The 17,464-nt window shown below is 38.9% G+C and carries 12 protein-coding genes, 1 tRNA gene and 1 pseudogene; 13 read left to right on the forward strand and 1 reads right to left on the reverse strand.

Annotation, left to right across the window (positions count from 1 at the left end):
- The 12 genes and pseudogenes from O9290_RS18430 to pglZ form a co-directional block, all read left to right on the forward strand.
- Positions 1–152, forward strand: a pseudogene (locus O9290_RS18430) (RNA-guided endonuclease TnpB family protein); the annotation flags it as partial.
- Positions 109–312 (forward strand): hypothetical protein, encoded by a 204-nt coding sequence (locus O9290_RS18435; protein WP_288058336.1) that lies wholly within the window; start codon positions 109–111, stop codon positions 310–312. The pseudogene O9290_RS18430 and the gene O9290_RS18435, both read left to right, overlap by 44 nt.
- Positions 313–322: 10 nt before the next feature.
- Positions 323–394, forward strand: a tRNA-Gly gene (locus O9290_RS18440).
- Between the two features lie 518 nt (positions 395–912).
- Positions 913–2,409 carry a serine/threonine-protein kinase gene (locus O9290_RS18445; protein ID WP_288058338.1) on the forward strand — a complete coding sequence of 499 codons (1,497 nt, stop codon included), beginning with the start codon at positions 913–915 and terminating at the stop codon, positions 2,407–2,409.
- A gap of 230 nt (positions 2,410–2,639) precedes the next feature.
- Complete coding sequence (locus tag O9290_RS18450; protein ID WP_043999494.1) at positions 2,640–3,248, forward strand: DUF1788 domain-containing protein; 609 nt, start codon at positions 2,640–2,642, stop codon at positions 3,246–3,248.
- A gap of 13 nt (positions 3,249–3,261) precedes the next feature.
- Entirely contained in the window at positions 3,262–6,768 is a 3,507-nt protein-coding gene (gene brxC, locus O9290_RS18455) for a BREX system P-loop protein BrxC (RefSeq protein ID WP_288058340.1), read from the forward strand.
- A 73-nt stretch (positions 6,769–6,841) separates the two neighbouring features.
- A complete protein-coding gene (locus O9290_RS18460) occupies positions 6,842–7,906 on the forward strand; it encodes an AAA family ATPase (RefSeq protein WP_288058342.1) in 1,065 nt (354 codons plus the stop codon).
- Positions 7,903–8,388: a hypothetical protein gene (locus O9290_RS18465; protein ID WP_002766562.1), complete on the forward strand. Its 486-nt coding sequence runs from the start codon at positions 7,903–7,905 to the stop codon at positions 8,386–8,388. Before O9290_RS18460 ends, O9290_RS18465 begins: the two co-directional genes overlap by 4 nt.
- 31 nt (positions 8,389–8,419) lie before the next feature.
- On the forward strand, positions 8,420–11,995 hold the full coding sequence (gene pglX, locus O9290_RS18470; protein ID WP_288087358.1) for a BREX-1 system adenine-specific DNA-methyltransferase PglX: 3,576 nt from the start codon (positions 8,420–8,422) through the stop codon (positions 11,993–11,995).
- Between the two features lie 105 nt (positions 11,996–12,100).
- A complete protein-coding gene (locus O9290_RS18475) occupies positions 12,101–12,520 on the forward strand; it encodes a XisH family protein (RefSeq protein ID WP_002766565.1) in 420 nt (139 codons plus the stop codon).
- Positions 12,508–12,849 carry a XisI protein gene (locus tag O9290_RS18480; protein ID WP_193959344.1) on the forward strand — a complete coding sequence of 114 codons (342 nt, stop codon included), beginning with the start codon at positions 12,508–12,510 and terminating at the stop codon, positions 12,847–12,849. Before O9290_RS18475 ends, O9290_RS18480 begins: the two co-directional genes overlap by 13 nt.
- Positions 12,850–12,888: 39 nt before the next feature.
- Positions 12,889–15,387 carry a BREX-1 system phosphatase PglZ type A gene (gene pglZ, locus O9290_RS18485; protein ID WP_288058346.1) on the forward strand — a complete coding sequence of 833 codons (2,499 nt, stop codon included), beginning with the start codon at positions 12,889–12,891 and terminating at the stop codon, positions 15,385–15,387.
- A 46-nt stretch (positions 15,388–15,433) separates the two neighbouring features.
- Here the strand turns inward: pglZ and trmD are convergent, their stop codons facing one another.
- Positions 15,434–16,129, reverse strand: a complete 696-nt coding sequence (gene trmD / locus O9290_RS18490) for a tRNA (guanosine(37)-N1)-methyltransferase TrmD (RefSeq protein WP_004266771.1) — start codon at positions 16,127–16,129, stop codon at positions 15,434–15,436.
- A 373-nt stretch (positions 16,130–16,502) separates the two neighbouring features.
- Between trmD and O9290_RS18495 the strand changes: the two genes are divergently transcribed.
- A complete protein-coding gene (locus O9290_RS18495) occupies positions 16,503–17,357 on the forward strand; it encodes a cyanophycinase (protein WP_288058348.1) in 855 nt (284 codons plus the stop codon).
- The last annotated feature ends 107 nt before the right edge of the window (positions 17,358–17,464 follow it).

Consider the following 17,464-nt stretch of genomic DNA (forward strand, 5'->3'; position numbering starts at 1 on the left):
ACCATGACCGAGATATTAACGCCAGTAAAAATATTTTGGCCGCAGGGCTTGCGGTGTCAGTCTGTAGAGCGACCATAAGACCAGAACAGAGTAAATCTGGGGCGGCAGGTGCGAAAAATCCTTCGGGAAAGAAGCAGAAACTCAAATCGTGAGGTTTGGGAATCGCCGTCCGTTTTACGGCGGCGAGGATGTCAACCGGCGGGGCGAGTCTATCGGGAAGCTTTACAGTTTAGCGTTTCTGGACAAACCAGCGCGGTGATGGAAAATAGCCTAGGGCAGTTGCTCTGGCTGGGGGGTCAATGCTATGATTAGGGAGACTTTTGCGGGTATAGTTCAGTGGTAGAACGTCACCTTCCCAAGGTGAATGTCGCGCGTTCGAGTCGCGTTACCCGCTTCTGACGACAATTGATTTGACATACCCCACGCCGTAAACGGACGTGGATTCTTCTAGCATCACTGCTGTGAATTTCTGGCTCAACGAGTCCACTTGAATTAGATTCCTGGCGAAATCCTACCCAGAGGTGGTTCTCTCCTCAGACTTTCGCTCCCTTACAGAAGCCTGTTCTCGGGGTCCCCTACGATACAGTTCAAAACCTCTAAAATAATTGGTTTCTTTGGTACTTGGTGCTGAGAATTTTTACCTATAGGAGCATTCCCCTATAGAACCCCATAACTCTAGTTTTCAAGGTGCGTTCATCGGTTGATGACTGGGTTTTTTAAGCGGTTGCTTACCCGGCCGCCTATTCTTAATATCATACATCAGATCAAGTCGCCCTAAAAGGGCGAGGCTTTAAACCCAATTTTTTGGTAATATATCAATTAACTGGCAAGATGGGCTTGGTCAAGTTAACCCCTTTGGCTGTTAACCGTCCCATCAAGCTGATCTAGGGCAAAGATAATGCTATCGCTACCATGAAACTAATTATCGGGGGACGTTACCAAGTTATTAAACCCCTAAGTCAAGGGGCTTTCGGTCAAACTTTTTTAGCCCAAGATAACTATCGCCCCGGCCGTCCTCAATGTGTGGTCAAACAGTTAATCACCCAAGTGGTTAACGAAGTTACTATAGGATTATTTGAGAGTGAGGCCAGAGCTTTGGAAAAACTCGGCCATCACCCTCAAATACCGCAATTTTTCGCCAGTTTTCAGGAAAATAAGTCTTTTTATATCGTTCAAGAATTTATCGATGGTCACGATCTTAGTCAGGAAATCTCTAAGGGTAAGCGTTTAGAAGAGAGTCAGGTAATTCAGTTATTAAAAGATATCTTGGAAGTTCTCGCTTTTGTCCATCAAAATAATATTATTCACCGAGATATCAAACCCCATAATATTATCCGTCGCCAAGAGGGCAAGCTAGTTTTAATCGACTTTGGCGGAGTCAAACAAGTGGGGACTCAATGGCTAAAAGCAAAACAGACCAGTGTGTCCATTGGGATTGGCACCCCTGGTTATATGCCTAGTGAACAGGCGCAAAATAAACCGCGATTGTCTAGCGATGTCTATGCCGTGGGAATCATCGCTATTCAAGCCTTAACCGGTCTCAAACCGACGCAATTTCCCGAAGATGCCGAAACCGGAGAAATCGCTTGGCGCGATCAGGCCGATGTTAGAGATGATCTAGCAGTTATTATCGATAAAATGACCCGTTATGACTGGCGCCAACGCTTTCCCTCGGCAGCAGAAGTTTTAGATGCCATAAAAGAGTTACTGCAATTGCGTCAACAACAAGCTTTAGTGCTGGAAATTTCAGCAGAGGATTTGTTTTATCGCGGTAACGCGCATCTCGATTTGGGGCAGCATCGCGAAGCAGTTCAATTGTATCAGCAGTCCCTGCGGAAAAAGCCCAATTTTGTCAATGCTTGGTATAATCGCGGTCTGGCCTTGCAACGATTAGGGCGTTTTCCTGAAGCTTTAGGGTCTTTTAATCAGGTAATTCAATTAGAGACTAATAATGCTCGGGCTTGGTTTTATCGCGGCATCGCTTTAGCTAATTTACGACAAATCAGTGATGCGATCGCATCTTGGGATAAGGCGATTCAACTGCAGCCAGATTATCTGGAAGCATGGCATTACAAGGGCATGATTTTATGTCGGATGCAACATTATGCGGAAGGTCTAGCGGCTTATAATCAAGCCCTGGCAATTAAATCCGATGCTAATGTCTGGTTTAGCAAAGGTGAAGCTTTACGGGAATTAGAACGACTCAGTGAAGCGGTCGCCGCTTATAATAAGGCTTTACAGTTACAATCCCAAAAGGCTGAGGCATGGTATCAACGGGGTTGTTGTCTCTACAAGTTAAAATGTTTCTCGGAAGCAGTGGTTTCCTTTAACCAAACCCTACAACTAGAGCCTAGCCATCAATTCGCTCTCCAACAACGGAATTTAGCCCTTAATCACCTGAAATTGTAGGCAGCAAGCCAGGATTTTGGTTCTCTTGGATTTGGTGGGTAAAATTTATTCTCAGATACATTCCTCCTAGCGAGGGGGTGGAAGGAACCACTCCAGACACAGAGGACACAAAGATTGATCGCTTCTATAGTAAGTTAAACTGATCACACAAAGAATAAGAGAGCCGATTTTGACTCTCATTCAGATAAAATGGGCATACTAATATTATTGACAAGATGGGCGAAATTTGGATGTCTTCTCTTGAAACAATAGCAATCAACCAAAGATTTGAATATTTATTATCGGTTCTGTCAGCAGAGCGATTTCTCAAAAAACAGGGAATTGGCAATGAAGTTCCTTTTTTTATCTGTCCTTACCCACCTCAAGACACTGTTGAAATGGAACGTCTGCAAAAGCAACTGGTTAGTCAGTTGCATCAAAAAGGGATTCGCATATTAGAGATCAATCTTTATGAGCTCTGTCTTGACTTATTGAGGGAACGGCAGATATTTGAGCAAATTCTCGATATAGAATCCTCGATATCTAAAGGGGAACTGAAAGAGCTTTTACAAAATGTGTTAGATTCGGAGAGTCATTTAATTCCAGCCCTAGGCGAAAAAATTGCCGAAAATCCGTTTGATATCTTGTTTTTATGGGGCGTTGGTCAAATTTTTCCCTATATTCGTTCCCATAATGTTCTTAATAACCTCCAAACCACGAACAACAACCAACCGACGGTAATGTTTTTTCCGGGGGCCTACACCTATTCCCTAGAGTCGGGAGCCTCTCTCAATTTATTTGGACTCTTAGGAGATGACAAATATTATCGAGCTTTTAACATTTACGAGTACCAAGTTTAAGGGAGAACTAATTATGCAGTTAAGTAGAATTTTTGAGAAACAAGTTAGTCGTCCTATGGAAGGGGTAATCAAAGCGGATGCCAATGATGAGGCGAGTCTGCACGTTGAACTAGAAGAATATGTGCTTACCGGCGAGGTTGAAAAACGCCTAGAGGAGTTTTTGTCAGCTTATAACAATTATACAGGAGTTAATGGGGTTTGGATATCGGGCTTTTTTGGCTCTGGTAAGTCCCATTTATTAAAAATATTGGCCCTGTTGTTAGAGGATCGCTGGCTCGAAAATAGCCAAGCAATTGAAAAATTTTTACCCAAATGTCGGAACAATGAAATTCTTAAAAGAGACTTAAGGAAAGCCGTTGCTATTCCTGCTCAAAGTATTTTATTTAATATCGATCAAAAGGCGGATGTCACCAGTAAAACAGAATTTGATGCTTTATTATCAGTTTTTAGCAAGGTTTTCAATGAAGCGCGGGGTTATTATGGAAAACAGGGCTATATTGCTCAGTTTGAAAAAGAATTAGATGAGCGGGGGTTATATACTGCTTTTAAAACTGAGTATGAATCCGTTGCTGGTAAACCCTGGGAAAGGGGACGGGAACAAGTCATTTTAGAAAGAAAAAATATTGCGATCGCCTATGGAAAAGTGACCGGTGCATCGGTGGAAAATTCCACCAATATTCTCGATTTATATCGTCAGGATTATAAACTTTCCATTGATGATTTTTCCCAAGATGTAAAAGCATTTATTGAACAGAAACCCTCTAATTTTAGACTAAACTTTTTTGTGGATGAGGTGGGACAATACATTGCGGATAATGTTAAATTAATGACCAATTTACAAACCATTGCCGAGAGTTTAGCCACAAAATGTCAGGGACGTTCTTGGGTGATTGTCACCGCTCAGGAAGACATGGAAACGGTATTAGGAGAAATGGGAAATCATCGAACTAAGGATTTTTCTAAAATTCAAGATCGTTTTGCTAATCGCATGAAATTAACCAGCCGGGATGTGGCGGAAGTTATTCAGAAACGTCTGCTGACAAAAAATGAGGATGGTGTTAGAATACTCGGGCAGATTTATGAGCAACAACGGCATAATTTACCTACCTTATTTCGCTTTTCCGATGGCTCAAGGGATTTCCGTAATTTCCAAGATAGAAACCATTTTATCGATTGTTATCCTTTTATTCCCTATCAGTTTACCCTTTTCCAGTCTGCTATTAGAGGATTATCTATACATAGTGCTTTTGAAGGAAAACATAGTTCGGTAGGGGAACGCTCAATGTTGGCGGTTTTCCGTAAGGTGGTAATAGCAATTGAGGGGCAAGAAATTGGTCATCTAGCTACATTTGATTTAATGTTTCAAGGAATTAGATCGACGTTGAAATCTAATATTCAGAGTGGTATTACTTTAGCGGAAGATAATCTTAATAATCCTTTTGCCGTGCGTCTTCTCAAGGCATTATTTCTAGTTAAATATGTAGAGGGATTTAAGGCTAATTTACAGAATTTATCTATCCTGATGTTAGAGGAATTTGAACAGGATATTTCCCACCTACAAAATCGAGTTCAGGAAGGGTTAAACCTGCTTGAACATCAAACCTACATTCAGAGAACGGGGGACTTGTATGAGTATTTAACGGACAAGGAAAAAGACATTGAGCAGGAGATTAAAAATACAGAATTAGAAGATAATAGGATTTTAGATGCCTTAAATAATTTAATTTTTGAGGAGATTCTCAAAACCGCAAAAATTCGCAATCAAGAGGGGACACAAGATTATCAATTCTCCCGTAAGATTGATGGAATACTTTATAAACGAGAATACGAGTTAAGTATTCAAATCATCACTCCTTTTTTCTGGCAATATGAGCAAGAAAAAGCCCTACAGATGGAGAATATGGGACGGGATGAGTTATTAGTTATTATCCCTTATAATCAGCCTTTAATGAAAGATTTAACCATGTATAAAAGAACAGAAAAATATGTTCAACAGAATATATCTGTCACTCATCAGGAAGAAGTTAAAAGTATTTTGAATCAAAAAAATCAAAGCAATCAACAAAATTACGAAAAGATTAAAAACAGTCTGAAAAGTTTATTAGGACAGGCTAAGTTATTTGTATCGGGAAGGGAGTTAGAGATTAGCAGTAGTGATGCTCAAAGTAGAATTATTTTAGGGTTTCAGAAATTAATTGCCGAGGTGTATCATAACTTTCAAATGTTAGGGGGAGTGAATTATAAAGTCGAACAATTTAAGCACTTTTTAGAACCGTCTCAAGAGGGTTTATTTAGTAATGATCTCAAGGATTTAAGTGAACCAGAAAAAGAGGTTTTTAACTTTACTCAAAAGGATAAAGAAAAGGGGTTAAGGACATCTATGAAGTCTCTAACCGATAATTTTCAACGTAAACCCTATGGGTGGAGTGAGGGGGCGATTTTATGTATGGTTGCCAAACTGTGCGCCAAAGGTAAGCTAAAAGTGGAAAGAGAGGGCAATTTGTTGGAAGGAGGGGCATTAGTTGAGGCTATTTGTAAGTCCCGTAATTATAGTAATATTTTACTACAGCCACAACAGAAATTTACCTCTTCACAGGTACGAAAACTTAAGGATTTTTATGAGGAATTTTTTGCTCAACCCTGTGGAGATAATGAACCTAAAGCTATTTATCAGAAAACGCAAGCAGCATTTAAGGAACTCAGCCAATTGATTCGAGAAACACTCTCAGAAATGGATAAATATCCTTTTTTATCGGCTTTAGAACTGGCTCGACAAACCCTGAATGATGTATGTAATAAGCCTTATGATTGGTATCTTACCGATTTAACCGAACGAGAGGATGAGTTATTAGATCTTAAAGAGAATGTAATAGAGCCGATTCTGAGTTTTATGCAGGGGGAACAAAAACGGATTTATGATCGGGCTAAACTGTTATTAGAGACTCAAAAGCCCAATTTTAGTTATATCAACAGCGATAATCTATCTCAATTGAGAACAGTTCTCACGGATACCCAATGCTTTAAAGGAAGCCGGATGCAGCAGGTAAAGGGGTTAATAGAGTCGGTAGAGGCAGAAATTTCTAGCGAAGTTACCAAGGAAGTGGAACAAGCACAGGAAGAAATCGGGTTGTTACAAGAGCGAATGGGTAAAATGGCCGAGTTTTCCCAACTTTCTCCGGTTCAACAGCAGGAAATTCTGAAATCTTTTCAGGATTGTTGTGATTCTATTGCTCAAGAAGATTTGATTGCTATGATTCGCAGTACCCGTCAGAAGTTTGAAACGGATACCTATCCTCGGTTACTCTCAAAAATGACTAAGTTGACGGGGGTTGATGGGGTTTCTTCCCAGGCAACCCGTCGGGTTAAGGAGTCAGAAACTCAATATATACCCAGTCAGACAATTAAGATTAATTTTGGCAAGGCATGGCTGGCAGATGAGGCGGATGTGGAGGAGTATCTCTCGGCAATGCGTGAGGCTTTAATAGCAGAAATTAAGGAAGGTAAACGGATTCAAATTTGAGAAGTGGGGTGTGGGGTGTGGGAACTATTTACCACGATATAGAGATTACCGATTTCTTGATTGAGATGAAAAGATGATTACATCATTAGAACTGAGAAATTTTACAGCTTTTCGACGTTTAAAAATTGATTTTTCTCCGAAGATTAACGTCATTATTGGAGAAAATGGGACGGGAAAAACTCATTTGTTAAAAGTTGCTTATGCCCTTAGTTCTGGGTATAAACTGTTTAAACAGCCATCGGAGATGGAGGAGTCTGATTTAAGGGATTTTTTAACCGAGCGGTTAATTCGTCTTTTTCTTCCTTTAAATAATAAATTAGGAAAACTTTATCACACGGGAGCAGAAGAAAAGGCAGAATGTACTATTAACTTTTCCCTAGAGCAAACGCTGAAAATTAGTTTTTCTAAGAGTTCCCAATCTGTGCATATTATCGAGAATAAAAATTATGAGCAATACCAACAAACTCCAGTTTTTATTCCCGCTCAAGAATCTTTATCTTTTATGGAGGGAATGCTTAGTCTCTACGATAGGTATCAAATGACTTTTGATGAAACCTATCGAGATCTATGGTCACTGCTAGATTTACCTGTTATCCGGTCTGAAAATCTTCAGGAAAAATCTAAATGGGCGATGGAAGAAATTAAAAATATTTGTGGGGGAAAATTTATCTTTTACGGAGGAGGTAGGGTAAATTTTAAAGTCAAAAATATAGAATATTCTGTTAATGCAATCGCTGGAGGTTTTCGCAAGATGGGAGTATTATCTAGGTTATTAGAAACGGGTGCAATTCAACCGGGGATGAGTGGGACATTATTTTGGGATGAACCGGAAGGAAATATTAACCCTAAATTAATGAGGCTATTGGTAGAAATTTTACTAGAATTATCTCGTAATGGTCAACAAGTTATAGTGGCTACTCATGATTATGTTTTTTTAAAATGGTTTGATTTACTAATTGATGAAAAGAAAGATGATAAGATTACTTATCATAGTCTTTATCGGGAGCAGGAAAATAATCAATTAAGGGTTAATAGCACCCATGAATATCTAGAAATTTACCCGAACCCAATTGATGAAGCTTTTGAGGCTTTAATCAATAATGAAATAGATAAAACTATGGGAGTTTTGGGGAAATGAAAATTGAATGTGATGGCTTTGAGTTTGATTTTCCTAATGCTTTAGATGTTTTTATTTTTGATGAAAAAGAAACCAATAAACTTCATTATCATGGGTTAAGTCATGCGATGAAAGCAGTAGATATTATCGTTGAGTTGACCGATTTTTATTTGTTTATTGAAGTTAAAAATTTCCATAAACCCGAACAGTATCAAGACTCTAGCTATTTTAATAATTTGCGAGAAACTCTTAAACATAAATATCGAGATTCTTGGTTATATCGTTGGTGTGAAAATAAAATTGATAAACCGATTAAATATCTCTGTTTACTCGAATTAGATACTCCTCTTTTATCTCGTATGAATAAGGAATTACGCCAACAAATCCCTATTGGTCAAAAAGGAAAAAGATGGAGTCAAGAAATTTGTAATAGTTGCATTGTGCTTAATTTTGCCATCTGGAATCAGCAATTTACAGCATGGCCGATAATAAGATTGTCTTGAGAAGTTTTCTTTTTTAGGATAAAATTGTCTTATGGATACATCAAGACTTAAAAAATTCGCTCAGTATGCCCGTCGTTATCTCAGAGAACAGATGACGACTAAGTTAGAAGTGGTCTTAGCTGAAAATAGCGCCGCAAGACGAGAAAATCCCAAAGCTATCAGCAAGTTAGCCGAAAAAATCGAAGTTTTAGGCAAAGAACAGCTTATTGAACAGGTTGCCTATACTTGGTTTAACCGTTTTTGTGCCTTGCGGTTTATGGATAGCAACCGCTATCACTCCATTAGGGTTGTGTCCGCTGCTGAGGGGCAGTTTCAGCCAGAAATCTTGGCTGAGGCGAAAACGGGACATATTGACGAGGAAATGCTCAATAAACAGGTCAGAAAGCAGATTTTTGATTTATTAAGCGGAACTGCACCGAGTTATGATGCTCAAGGGGAAGCCTATCGTTTATTAATTGTAGGAGTGTGTAATTATTATCATCAGTTGATGCCCTATTTATTTGAACGAATTGATGATTATACCGAGTTATTGATGCCCGATGATTTATTATCGGGTAATTCAATTTTAGCTTATACTCGTGAGGCAATGACTCCAGAAAATTGTGAGAGTGTGGAGGTGATTGGGTGGTTATATCAGTTTTATATCTCTGAGAAAAAAGACGAAGTTTTTGAGGGACTAAAAAATAATAAAAAAATCACTCCCCAGAATATTCCAGCGGCAACTCAGTTATTTACTCCTCATTGGATTGTCCGTTATTTAGTAGAAAATTCCCTGGGGCGTTTATGGATGTTAAACCGTCCTCAGTCTCGGTTAGTTGAGTCAATGTCCTATTATGTGGATAGTGGTAAGTGGGAAGTGGGAGATGGGTACTTAAAAATCAACTCGCCTGAAGATATAAAAATCTGTGATCCTGCTTGTGGTTCGGGACATATTTTAGTCTATGCTTTTGATTTACTTTATGCAATATATGAGGAAGAAGGTTATACAGCAAATGAGATTCCTAGCAAGATTTTAACCCATAATCTCTATGGCATAGAAATTGATGAACGGGCGGGAAGTTTGGCAGCATTTGCATTAACCATGAAAGCGAGGGAAAAGGAAAGACGATTTTTTCGTAAACCCATCCAGCCTAATATTTGTGTGTTGAAAAAAGTTGAGTTTTCTGAAAAAGATCTACAGCCTTATCTAGATTTTGTCGGGCGCGATTTGTTTACTGCGCCTTTATTAGAAACACTACATGAGTTTAAGGAGGCGGATAATTTTGGGGCGTTAATTCGTCCTACGGTGACGGATGTACAGGGGATGATAGGGTTATTAAATGAGCGCAATGTCGCTAGTCAGTTATTGTTATATAAAACCCACGAGAAGGTAATAGATGTGTTAAATATGGCGGATTTTTTAAGTCCTAAGTATCACCTTGTTGTGGCTAATCCCCCCTATATGGGTAACAAGGGGATGAATAATCGGTTAAAGGCTTTTTTACAGGATAATTATAGTGAGGTAAAATCGGATCTATTTTCTGCTTTTATGGCGCGTTGTTTAGAATTATGTAAAAATAACGGATTTACAGGATTTATGACTCCTTTTACTTGGATGTTTTTAAGTTCCTATGAAAAGTTACGCACAGGCATTTTAAGTAAAAGTACCATTACTTCTTTAGTTAGACCAGAATATCATGCTTTTTTTGAGTCTGCTTATGTTCCTATTTGTGCCTTTACTTTATATCAACAATTTTTACCCAATTATAAAGGGGCTTTTATTGATTTACAGCAGTTTTATGGTGTAGATATTCAACCCGTTAAAGCATTAGAAGCAATAAAAAATCCTAATTGTGGTTGGTTTTACCGCGCTTCTGCTAGTGATTTTAAGAAGATTCCAGGAAATGCGATCGCTTATTGGGTGAGTGATAGAGTCTTAGAAATTTTTGCTACTTCAGAAAAGTTAGGCAATATAGCTGAAATTAGAGTGGGATTAGATACGGGTAATAATGACTTCTTTATAAAATATTGGACAGAAGTTAATATAAATAATATTGGTTTTAACAAGAAAAATATAAATAATTTTATCGAGTCAAACAAGTTATATGTTCCTCATACAAAGGGAGGAGAATATAGAAAATGGTATGGAAATTTTGATTACATATTAAAATTTAGTCAAAAGTATTATTCTCAATTAGAAAATTCAGGAAATCATTTACCTTCTAGACAATTTTATTTTAGAGAAGGGGCTAGTTATACAAGAATAAGTTCCTCGTTATTTTCTATTAGATACAGTCCACAGGGATTTGTTTTTAATTCAGCTTGCCCTACAATTTTTTGTCAAACATATGATGAATTAGTCTTATTTTTAGCCCTATTATCAAGCAAAATAATAAATCTTTTTATGTCAGCAATGAGTCCAACTTTAAATTTTCAAGCTGGCGAAATTAGACAGATTCCCCTTATCAACAATCCAAGTAATAAAATTATCAACAATGCCGAAAATATCATTAGTTTAAGTCGCCAAGACTGGAACTCATACGAAACCTCGTGGGATTTTACCACCCTTCCACTTTTGAGAGTGGGAAGTGAAAACCTAGAACAAAATACCCACTTTCCACTTTCCACTTCCCTGAAAGAAACCTATCAAAACCTCCGCCAGAAATGGCAAGAAATGACCTTAGCAATGCAGAAACTAGAGGAGGAAAATAACAGTATATTTATCGAAGCTTATGGACTAGAAGACGAATTAACCCCCGAAGTTCTCTTAAAAGAAATCACCTTAACCTGTAACCCCCATTATCGTTATAAGAAAGAAGTGGGAAGTGAGAAGTGGGAAGTGGGAAATAAAGAGGAAAATACTATCCACTTTCCCATAGATGAAGACTTAGAAAAACGATTATTAGCAGATACTATCAAAGAATTTATCTCCTACTCGGTGGGTTGTATGTTTGGACGTTATTCTCTTGATAAAGAAGGCTTAATTTTAGCCAACCAAGGAGAAACCTTGCAAGACTACCTTAAACAGATTCCAAACCCCACCTTTCCCCCAACAGAAACCAACGTTATCCCCATCCTTGAGGGGGACTGGTTTAGTGATGATATAACCGAACAATTCCGGCAATTTCTGCGGCTCACATTTGGGGAGAAAAACTATCAACAAAACCTCAACTTTATCGAAGAAGCGATCGGAAAATCCCTAGAAAAGTACTTTCTCAAAGACTTTTATGATGACCACACTAAACGTTATAAAAAACGTCCCATATATTGGTTATTTAGTAGCCCAAAAGGAACATTTAACGCCCTAATTTATCTCCATCGTTATCGCCCTGATACCGTTAATATCGTCCTTAACAGCTATCTGCGGGAATTTCGGCTTAAACTAGAAGTAAAACTAGACACCTTCCAACAAATAGAAATTAGTACAAGTGCGACTAAAACCGAAAAAACCAAAGCCCTACGAGAAAGCGAACAAATCAAAAAAATGATCGGAGAATTAGAAACCTACGAACAAGAAACCCTCTATCCTTTAGCCATCGCCCAGAAGGAAATAGATCTTGATGATGGGGTAAAAGTCAACTATACTAAATTAGGTAAAGCCCTGAAAAATATAACAGGATTAGGTTAAAATAAACTCACTTCCCTTATTCCCGGAAATAAGATATATTAGGGATAAGGATGAGAAAATATTTATCATTCCTGATTTAAGTATATTTTGCTGCCCAGAACAGTTATGCCCGCCCGTGATTATTACCATGATATTGTCAAAAAAGCCCTTCAAAAAGATGGGTGGACAATTACTCATGATCCCTATCGTATCAGGCTGGCGAGAAGAAAAAACCTATTTGTTGATTTAGGAGCAGAACGTCTAATTGCCGCCGAAAAAGATTTAGAAAAAATTGCTATTGAAATTAAGAGTTTTCGCAGTGCGTCAGAAATGAAAGATTTAGAAGAAGCCGTCGGACAGTTTGTTTTATACGAACATTTATTAACTCGCTACGAACCCGAACGAAAGCTATATCTAGCCGTTCCTGAAGACGTGCGACAATCTATTTTTGAAGAAGAAGCAGGACAAGTTTTAATCGAAGATAAAATTATTCGTCTCTTTAGTTTTAATGTCAATCAAGCGGAGGTTGTGGTATGGATTACTTAACTAAAATTTATCTTAAAAAAGCCATTATTAAAGCTTTAGAAGATTATCGCAATTTTTTAGGTTCGGATCCTGAAAGTGAAATTGAATTAGTGATTGATGAAACTAGAGATCACTACCTTTTAATTGAAACTGGCTGGCATCGTAACCAAAGAATCTACGGCACTCTAATTCATCTGAATATTATTGATAATAAAATTTGGATTCAACAAGATGGAACAGAAGAAGGTATTGCTAACGAATTAGTCAATCTTGGCATTTCTCCTCAGCAAATTGTCCTCGCTTTTAAAACCATTGAACGCCGTAAAATTACCAGTTTTGCTATTTCTTAATCCTACTGTCACATCCAGCCTATTTTGGAGGTTAACCCCTTGAATCAGCAGATTAAACAAGCCTTAACTAAACTTTTTGAGCGTCACCGGATTGTTTTTTGGTATGACACCGAAAAAGAGTTACGCTCAGATTTCGAGAGATTAGAATTAGAAAACATTGAAAAAATAGAGATAAAAAATAACGAATTTGGACTAAAATACCGAGTTTTAAAAGAACAACCTCAACAAAAATTCCTCTTATACCATGAAGGCAAAGAACCAGAATATTTAGATAACTGGTTACTAGATGTGGAGTTAGCACAGGGAAAATTCAGCAGCGATCAAGTTTCTCTTTGGCTAAATGAATTAGAACTAGGGCTAGAATTTGCCGATGTACTTGCTCCTCATCGTGAATTTTTTCTGTCTAATAAACGCCGAGAATCCCTAAAACAATTACTTCAACCCCATGACACAAAAACCAATATTCGCCTAAAAATGTTGGCGGTTTGTACTGCCGCACCTCCCCGTTTAGATTCCATTTTAGAACAACTCTTAAAAGAATACGCCGAACAACAAGACGAAAAATTTAAACTCTGCGATCGCACTGGTTTAACTAAATTTCTTTGGCAACAAATGGAACAAGTTTATGGTTATCGTTCCTCAGAGTTAAGTATCAAAGACTTTGTCATACAACTCTTTAAATCCTGTTATAATTACGCCTTAGAAGGACAGGAAACACTAACACAAGATGCCCTGATTTTTTTCAACAGATGGAAAGATAGCCGTCAATTTGAAAAATCTTTTGAAAGCTTATCCGATCATTGTGCTAAAATGCTCAATATTAAGGAAAAACTAAACCAGCGACGTTATCAAGAACTTATCTCAATAGATTATTTTAGCTTAATTGACCTAAAAATAATTCATGATCTCATTCAATCGGTTAGTAATCGAACCATTGCGACTCATGAAGTTATTAATATTGTGCGTCAGCGTCAACAAGGATACTGGTATCGAAAATTTAAACATTTGTACGAAGTTGTTAACTATGCCTCACAGTTTATTCAAGTCTTAGATGAAGCTAACTTATCCATCGAATCCCTCAAAGATGGCTTAGAAAAATATTGTCAATCTTGGTTTAAAATTGATCAACTCTACCGTAAATTTACTTATCATCTGGTGGCGGCTGCTCAACCTACTCTGACAGAAAAACTTAGTCAAGAAATTGAAAACCGTTATGTAAATTCCTATCTTTTAAACCTTAATAGTTCTTGGCAAGTCTTTGTTGATAGTGTCACCCAATGGAACAAGATAGAATTCTCTTCACAAAGGTCATTTTTTAGCAAATGGGTAGAACCATTTTTGAAAAAAGATAAAAAAGTTTGTGTCATTATTTCCGATGCTCTCCGCTATGAAATCGGGGATGAGTTAGTCAGTTTAATTCGTCAAGAGGATCGTTATGAAGCCACCCTAGAAGCTGCTATCACTCTCTTACCCAGTTATACTGCACTGGGAATGGCTGCCCTTTTGCCTAATCAAACACTAGAAATAATTGATGATTCTGTTTATGTAGATCAACAAGACTCTCAAGGAACAGAAAATCGGCGTAAAATTATCCAAAAAGCCTTTCAAAAGATTCAAAAAAAAGCAACAGTTATTCAAGCCAAAGAATTATTAGAATTAAATCAGGATCGAAGTCGTTCCCTATTTCGAGATCACGATGTGGTTTATGTTTATCACAATCAAATTGATCAGATCGGAGATAAATTAGCAACAGAAAAACAAGTTTTTCAGGTGGTTGAAAACACCTTTTCTGACCTCGATAAGCTCATTAAAAAACTGACGGGAGCCAATGCCAGTAACCTATTGATTACGGCAGATCATGGGTTCATTTACCAACATAGTGATGTCGAGAATAGTGATTTTTCCACGGTGGAAGTCCCAGGGGATAAAATCATCAAAAAAAATAGGCGTTTTCTGATCGGTAAAGCACTAGAAGACTCCGATAGACTCAAAAAATTTAAAGCACAACAGATCGGTTTAACGGGAGAACTAGAAATCCAAATTCCCAAATCTATTAGTCGTTTACGAATCCAAGGATCGGGAAGTCGTTTTGTTCATGGTGGCGCAAGTTTACAGGAAATTATTATTCCCATTGTTAAAGTTAATAAAAAAAGACGAGGGGATCTTTCTACCGTGGAAGTGGAAATTATTCGTAACTCTACCTCAACCATTACATCAGGGCAACTAGCTGTTACTTTTTATCAACAAAAACCCGTCACCGATAAAGTTCAACCTCGTAGGCTAAAAGCTGGCATCTATACCCCCATAGGAGAGTTAATTTCTGATCTCCACGAACTGACTTTTGATTCCCCATCGGAAAATCCAAGAGAGCGAGAATTTCCAGTAAGATTTATCCTAACCAGTCAAGGGAATAATATCAATAATCAAGAAGTATTATTACGACTAGAAGAAAAACTGACCAATACTTCCCATTTCACAGAATATAAATCTGTTTCCTATCCCATCCGTCGTTCCTTTACCGGTGATTTTGATTTTTAAGTACCCACACCCCACACCCCACACCCCACGGGAGCATTTTTGGCGATTAATCCTGTTCCTCTAGCCATTTTTGCCAGAGATCTGGACGACGTTCCTTCGTGCGCTCCAGTTGTTGTTGATAGCGCCAATCAGCGATATCCTGATGATTACCCGATCGCAAAACCGGCGGCACTTGCCAACCGCGAAAGACCGGCGGCCGGGTATATTGGGGATAATCCAATATACCTGCCTCAAAACTCTCCAATTTCAACGATTCTGCCTTACCTACCGTCCCGGGTAACAACCGCGTCACCCCGTTAATAATCGCTAAAGCCGGGATTTCCCCACAAGTTAGGACAAAATCCCCTAAAGATACCTCTCTAGTCACCAAATGCTCACAAACCCGCTCATCTACCCCTTCATAATGGCCACAGATGAGAATTAACTGCTGATAACTACCGGCCCAAGTTTTCAGTAAAGCTTGATTGAGCGGTTCCCCCTGGGGAGTCATCAGCAGGATCTCCCGGGGTGGTAAAATTTCTAAAGACTCGATCGCCTCAAAAATTGGCTCTGGTTTTAATAACATTCCCACACCACCACCATAGGGTTCATCATCGACACGACGGTGTTTATCGTGGGCAAAATCCCGAAGATTGACCAAATTTACCCTAGCGATGTCGCGTTCGAGAGCTTTTGCCAACAACCCTGACTGCAGCGGTGAAGTAAAAAAATCGGGAAAGAGAGTGATAATGTCAAACTGCACGGGGAAAACTAAGGCCTAGACTGGGATAGTGTTTAATGTATCATTTTGTCACGGTTCGATCGGTTAAAATCTTGCTAATTTTGCGCTAGTCTATCTCAATAACATGATAGACTATGCTGTACTGTCTAGGGGTTTTTCTGGCTCTAGCTTGAGTGATCGAAGTCTAGCCTAGACTTAAAGTTAACTAACAGTCCGTCATTGCCAGTGGATCGAAGAAAATTGCTAAAATCGCCTCTACTATTGCTTGATGTCCCGAAAAATATTCCTAAACCGCATTTTTTTCCGTTAACTGTTCAGGGAAAATAACATCAAGATACCTGTCCATCTTCCCGAAAAACCTTCCATCCCTAAAAATGTCTATTCGTTCAGTGACATGATCATCGAGCTAGAAACCCAACATTCCCAAAATCCTACCCCCGTATCTCTCAAAACGGCGATTTTAGTCATTGGAGGTGCCGAGGATAAAGTCCACGGTAAAGAGATACTGCATACCTTTTGGAATCGCGCTGGGGGTAGCGAAGCAGTGATCGCTATTGTTCCCTCCGCTTCCAGAGAACCGGTTTTAATCGGCGATCGCTATCAGAAGATTTTCGAGGAAATGGGGGCAAAATACGTCAAAGTTATCGATATTCGCGATCGTGTGCAGGGAGAAGATGCCCAATTCCAAGCCTACATCGAAGAGTGTACAGGTGTATTTATGACCGGAGGCGACCAGCTGCGTTTATGCGGTTTGCTCTCCGATACCCCCCTGATGGAAAGAATCAGACAAAGAGTGCAACAGGGAGAACTAACCCTGGCCGGAACTAGCGCCGGGGCCGCCGTTATGGGTCATCACATGATTGCTGGGGGCAGCAGCGGGGAAGCACCCAATCGGGCCCTGGTGGATATGGCCATGGGATTAGGTCTCATTCCTGAAGTTATTGTCGATCAACACTTCCACAATCGCAATCGCATGGCCCGGTTAATGAGCGCTATCTCTGGTTATCCCGAACGTTTAGGAATTGGCATCGATGAGGATACCTGCGCTATGTTTGAACGAGATGGCATGATGACAGTAATCGGCTGCGGTACAGTGACGGTAATTGATGCTAGGGAAATGTCCCACACCAACCACCATCACGTCACCGCAAACGAACCCCTGAGTCTGCATAATCTGCGGGTACATATTCTTGCCTACGGTGATGGCTATCATCTCAAAAAACAGCAAGTGATCCCTAAATTGGGTTAAAAAAACTCCTGAAAAACTGTTCATAGTGAACAGTTTACTAATCTCGGAAAACCAGACAATAAACAACGGCTTCTTTGTGCTTCTCAACAGCGAACATCAGCTATATC

The sequence above is a fragment of the Microcystis sp. LE19-41.2A genome, from assembly GCF_027530405.1.
Classification (GTDB): domain Bacteria; phylum Cyanobacteriota; class Cyanobacteriia; order Cyanobacteriales; family Microcystaceae; genus Microcystis; species Microcystis aeruginosa.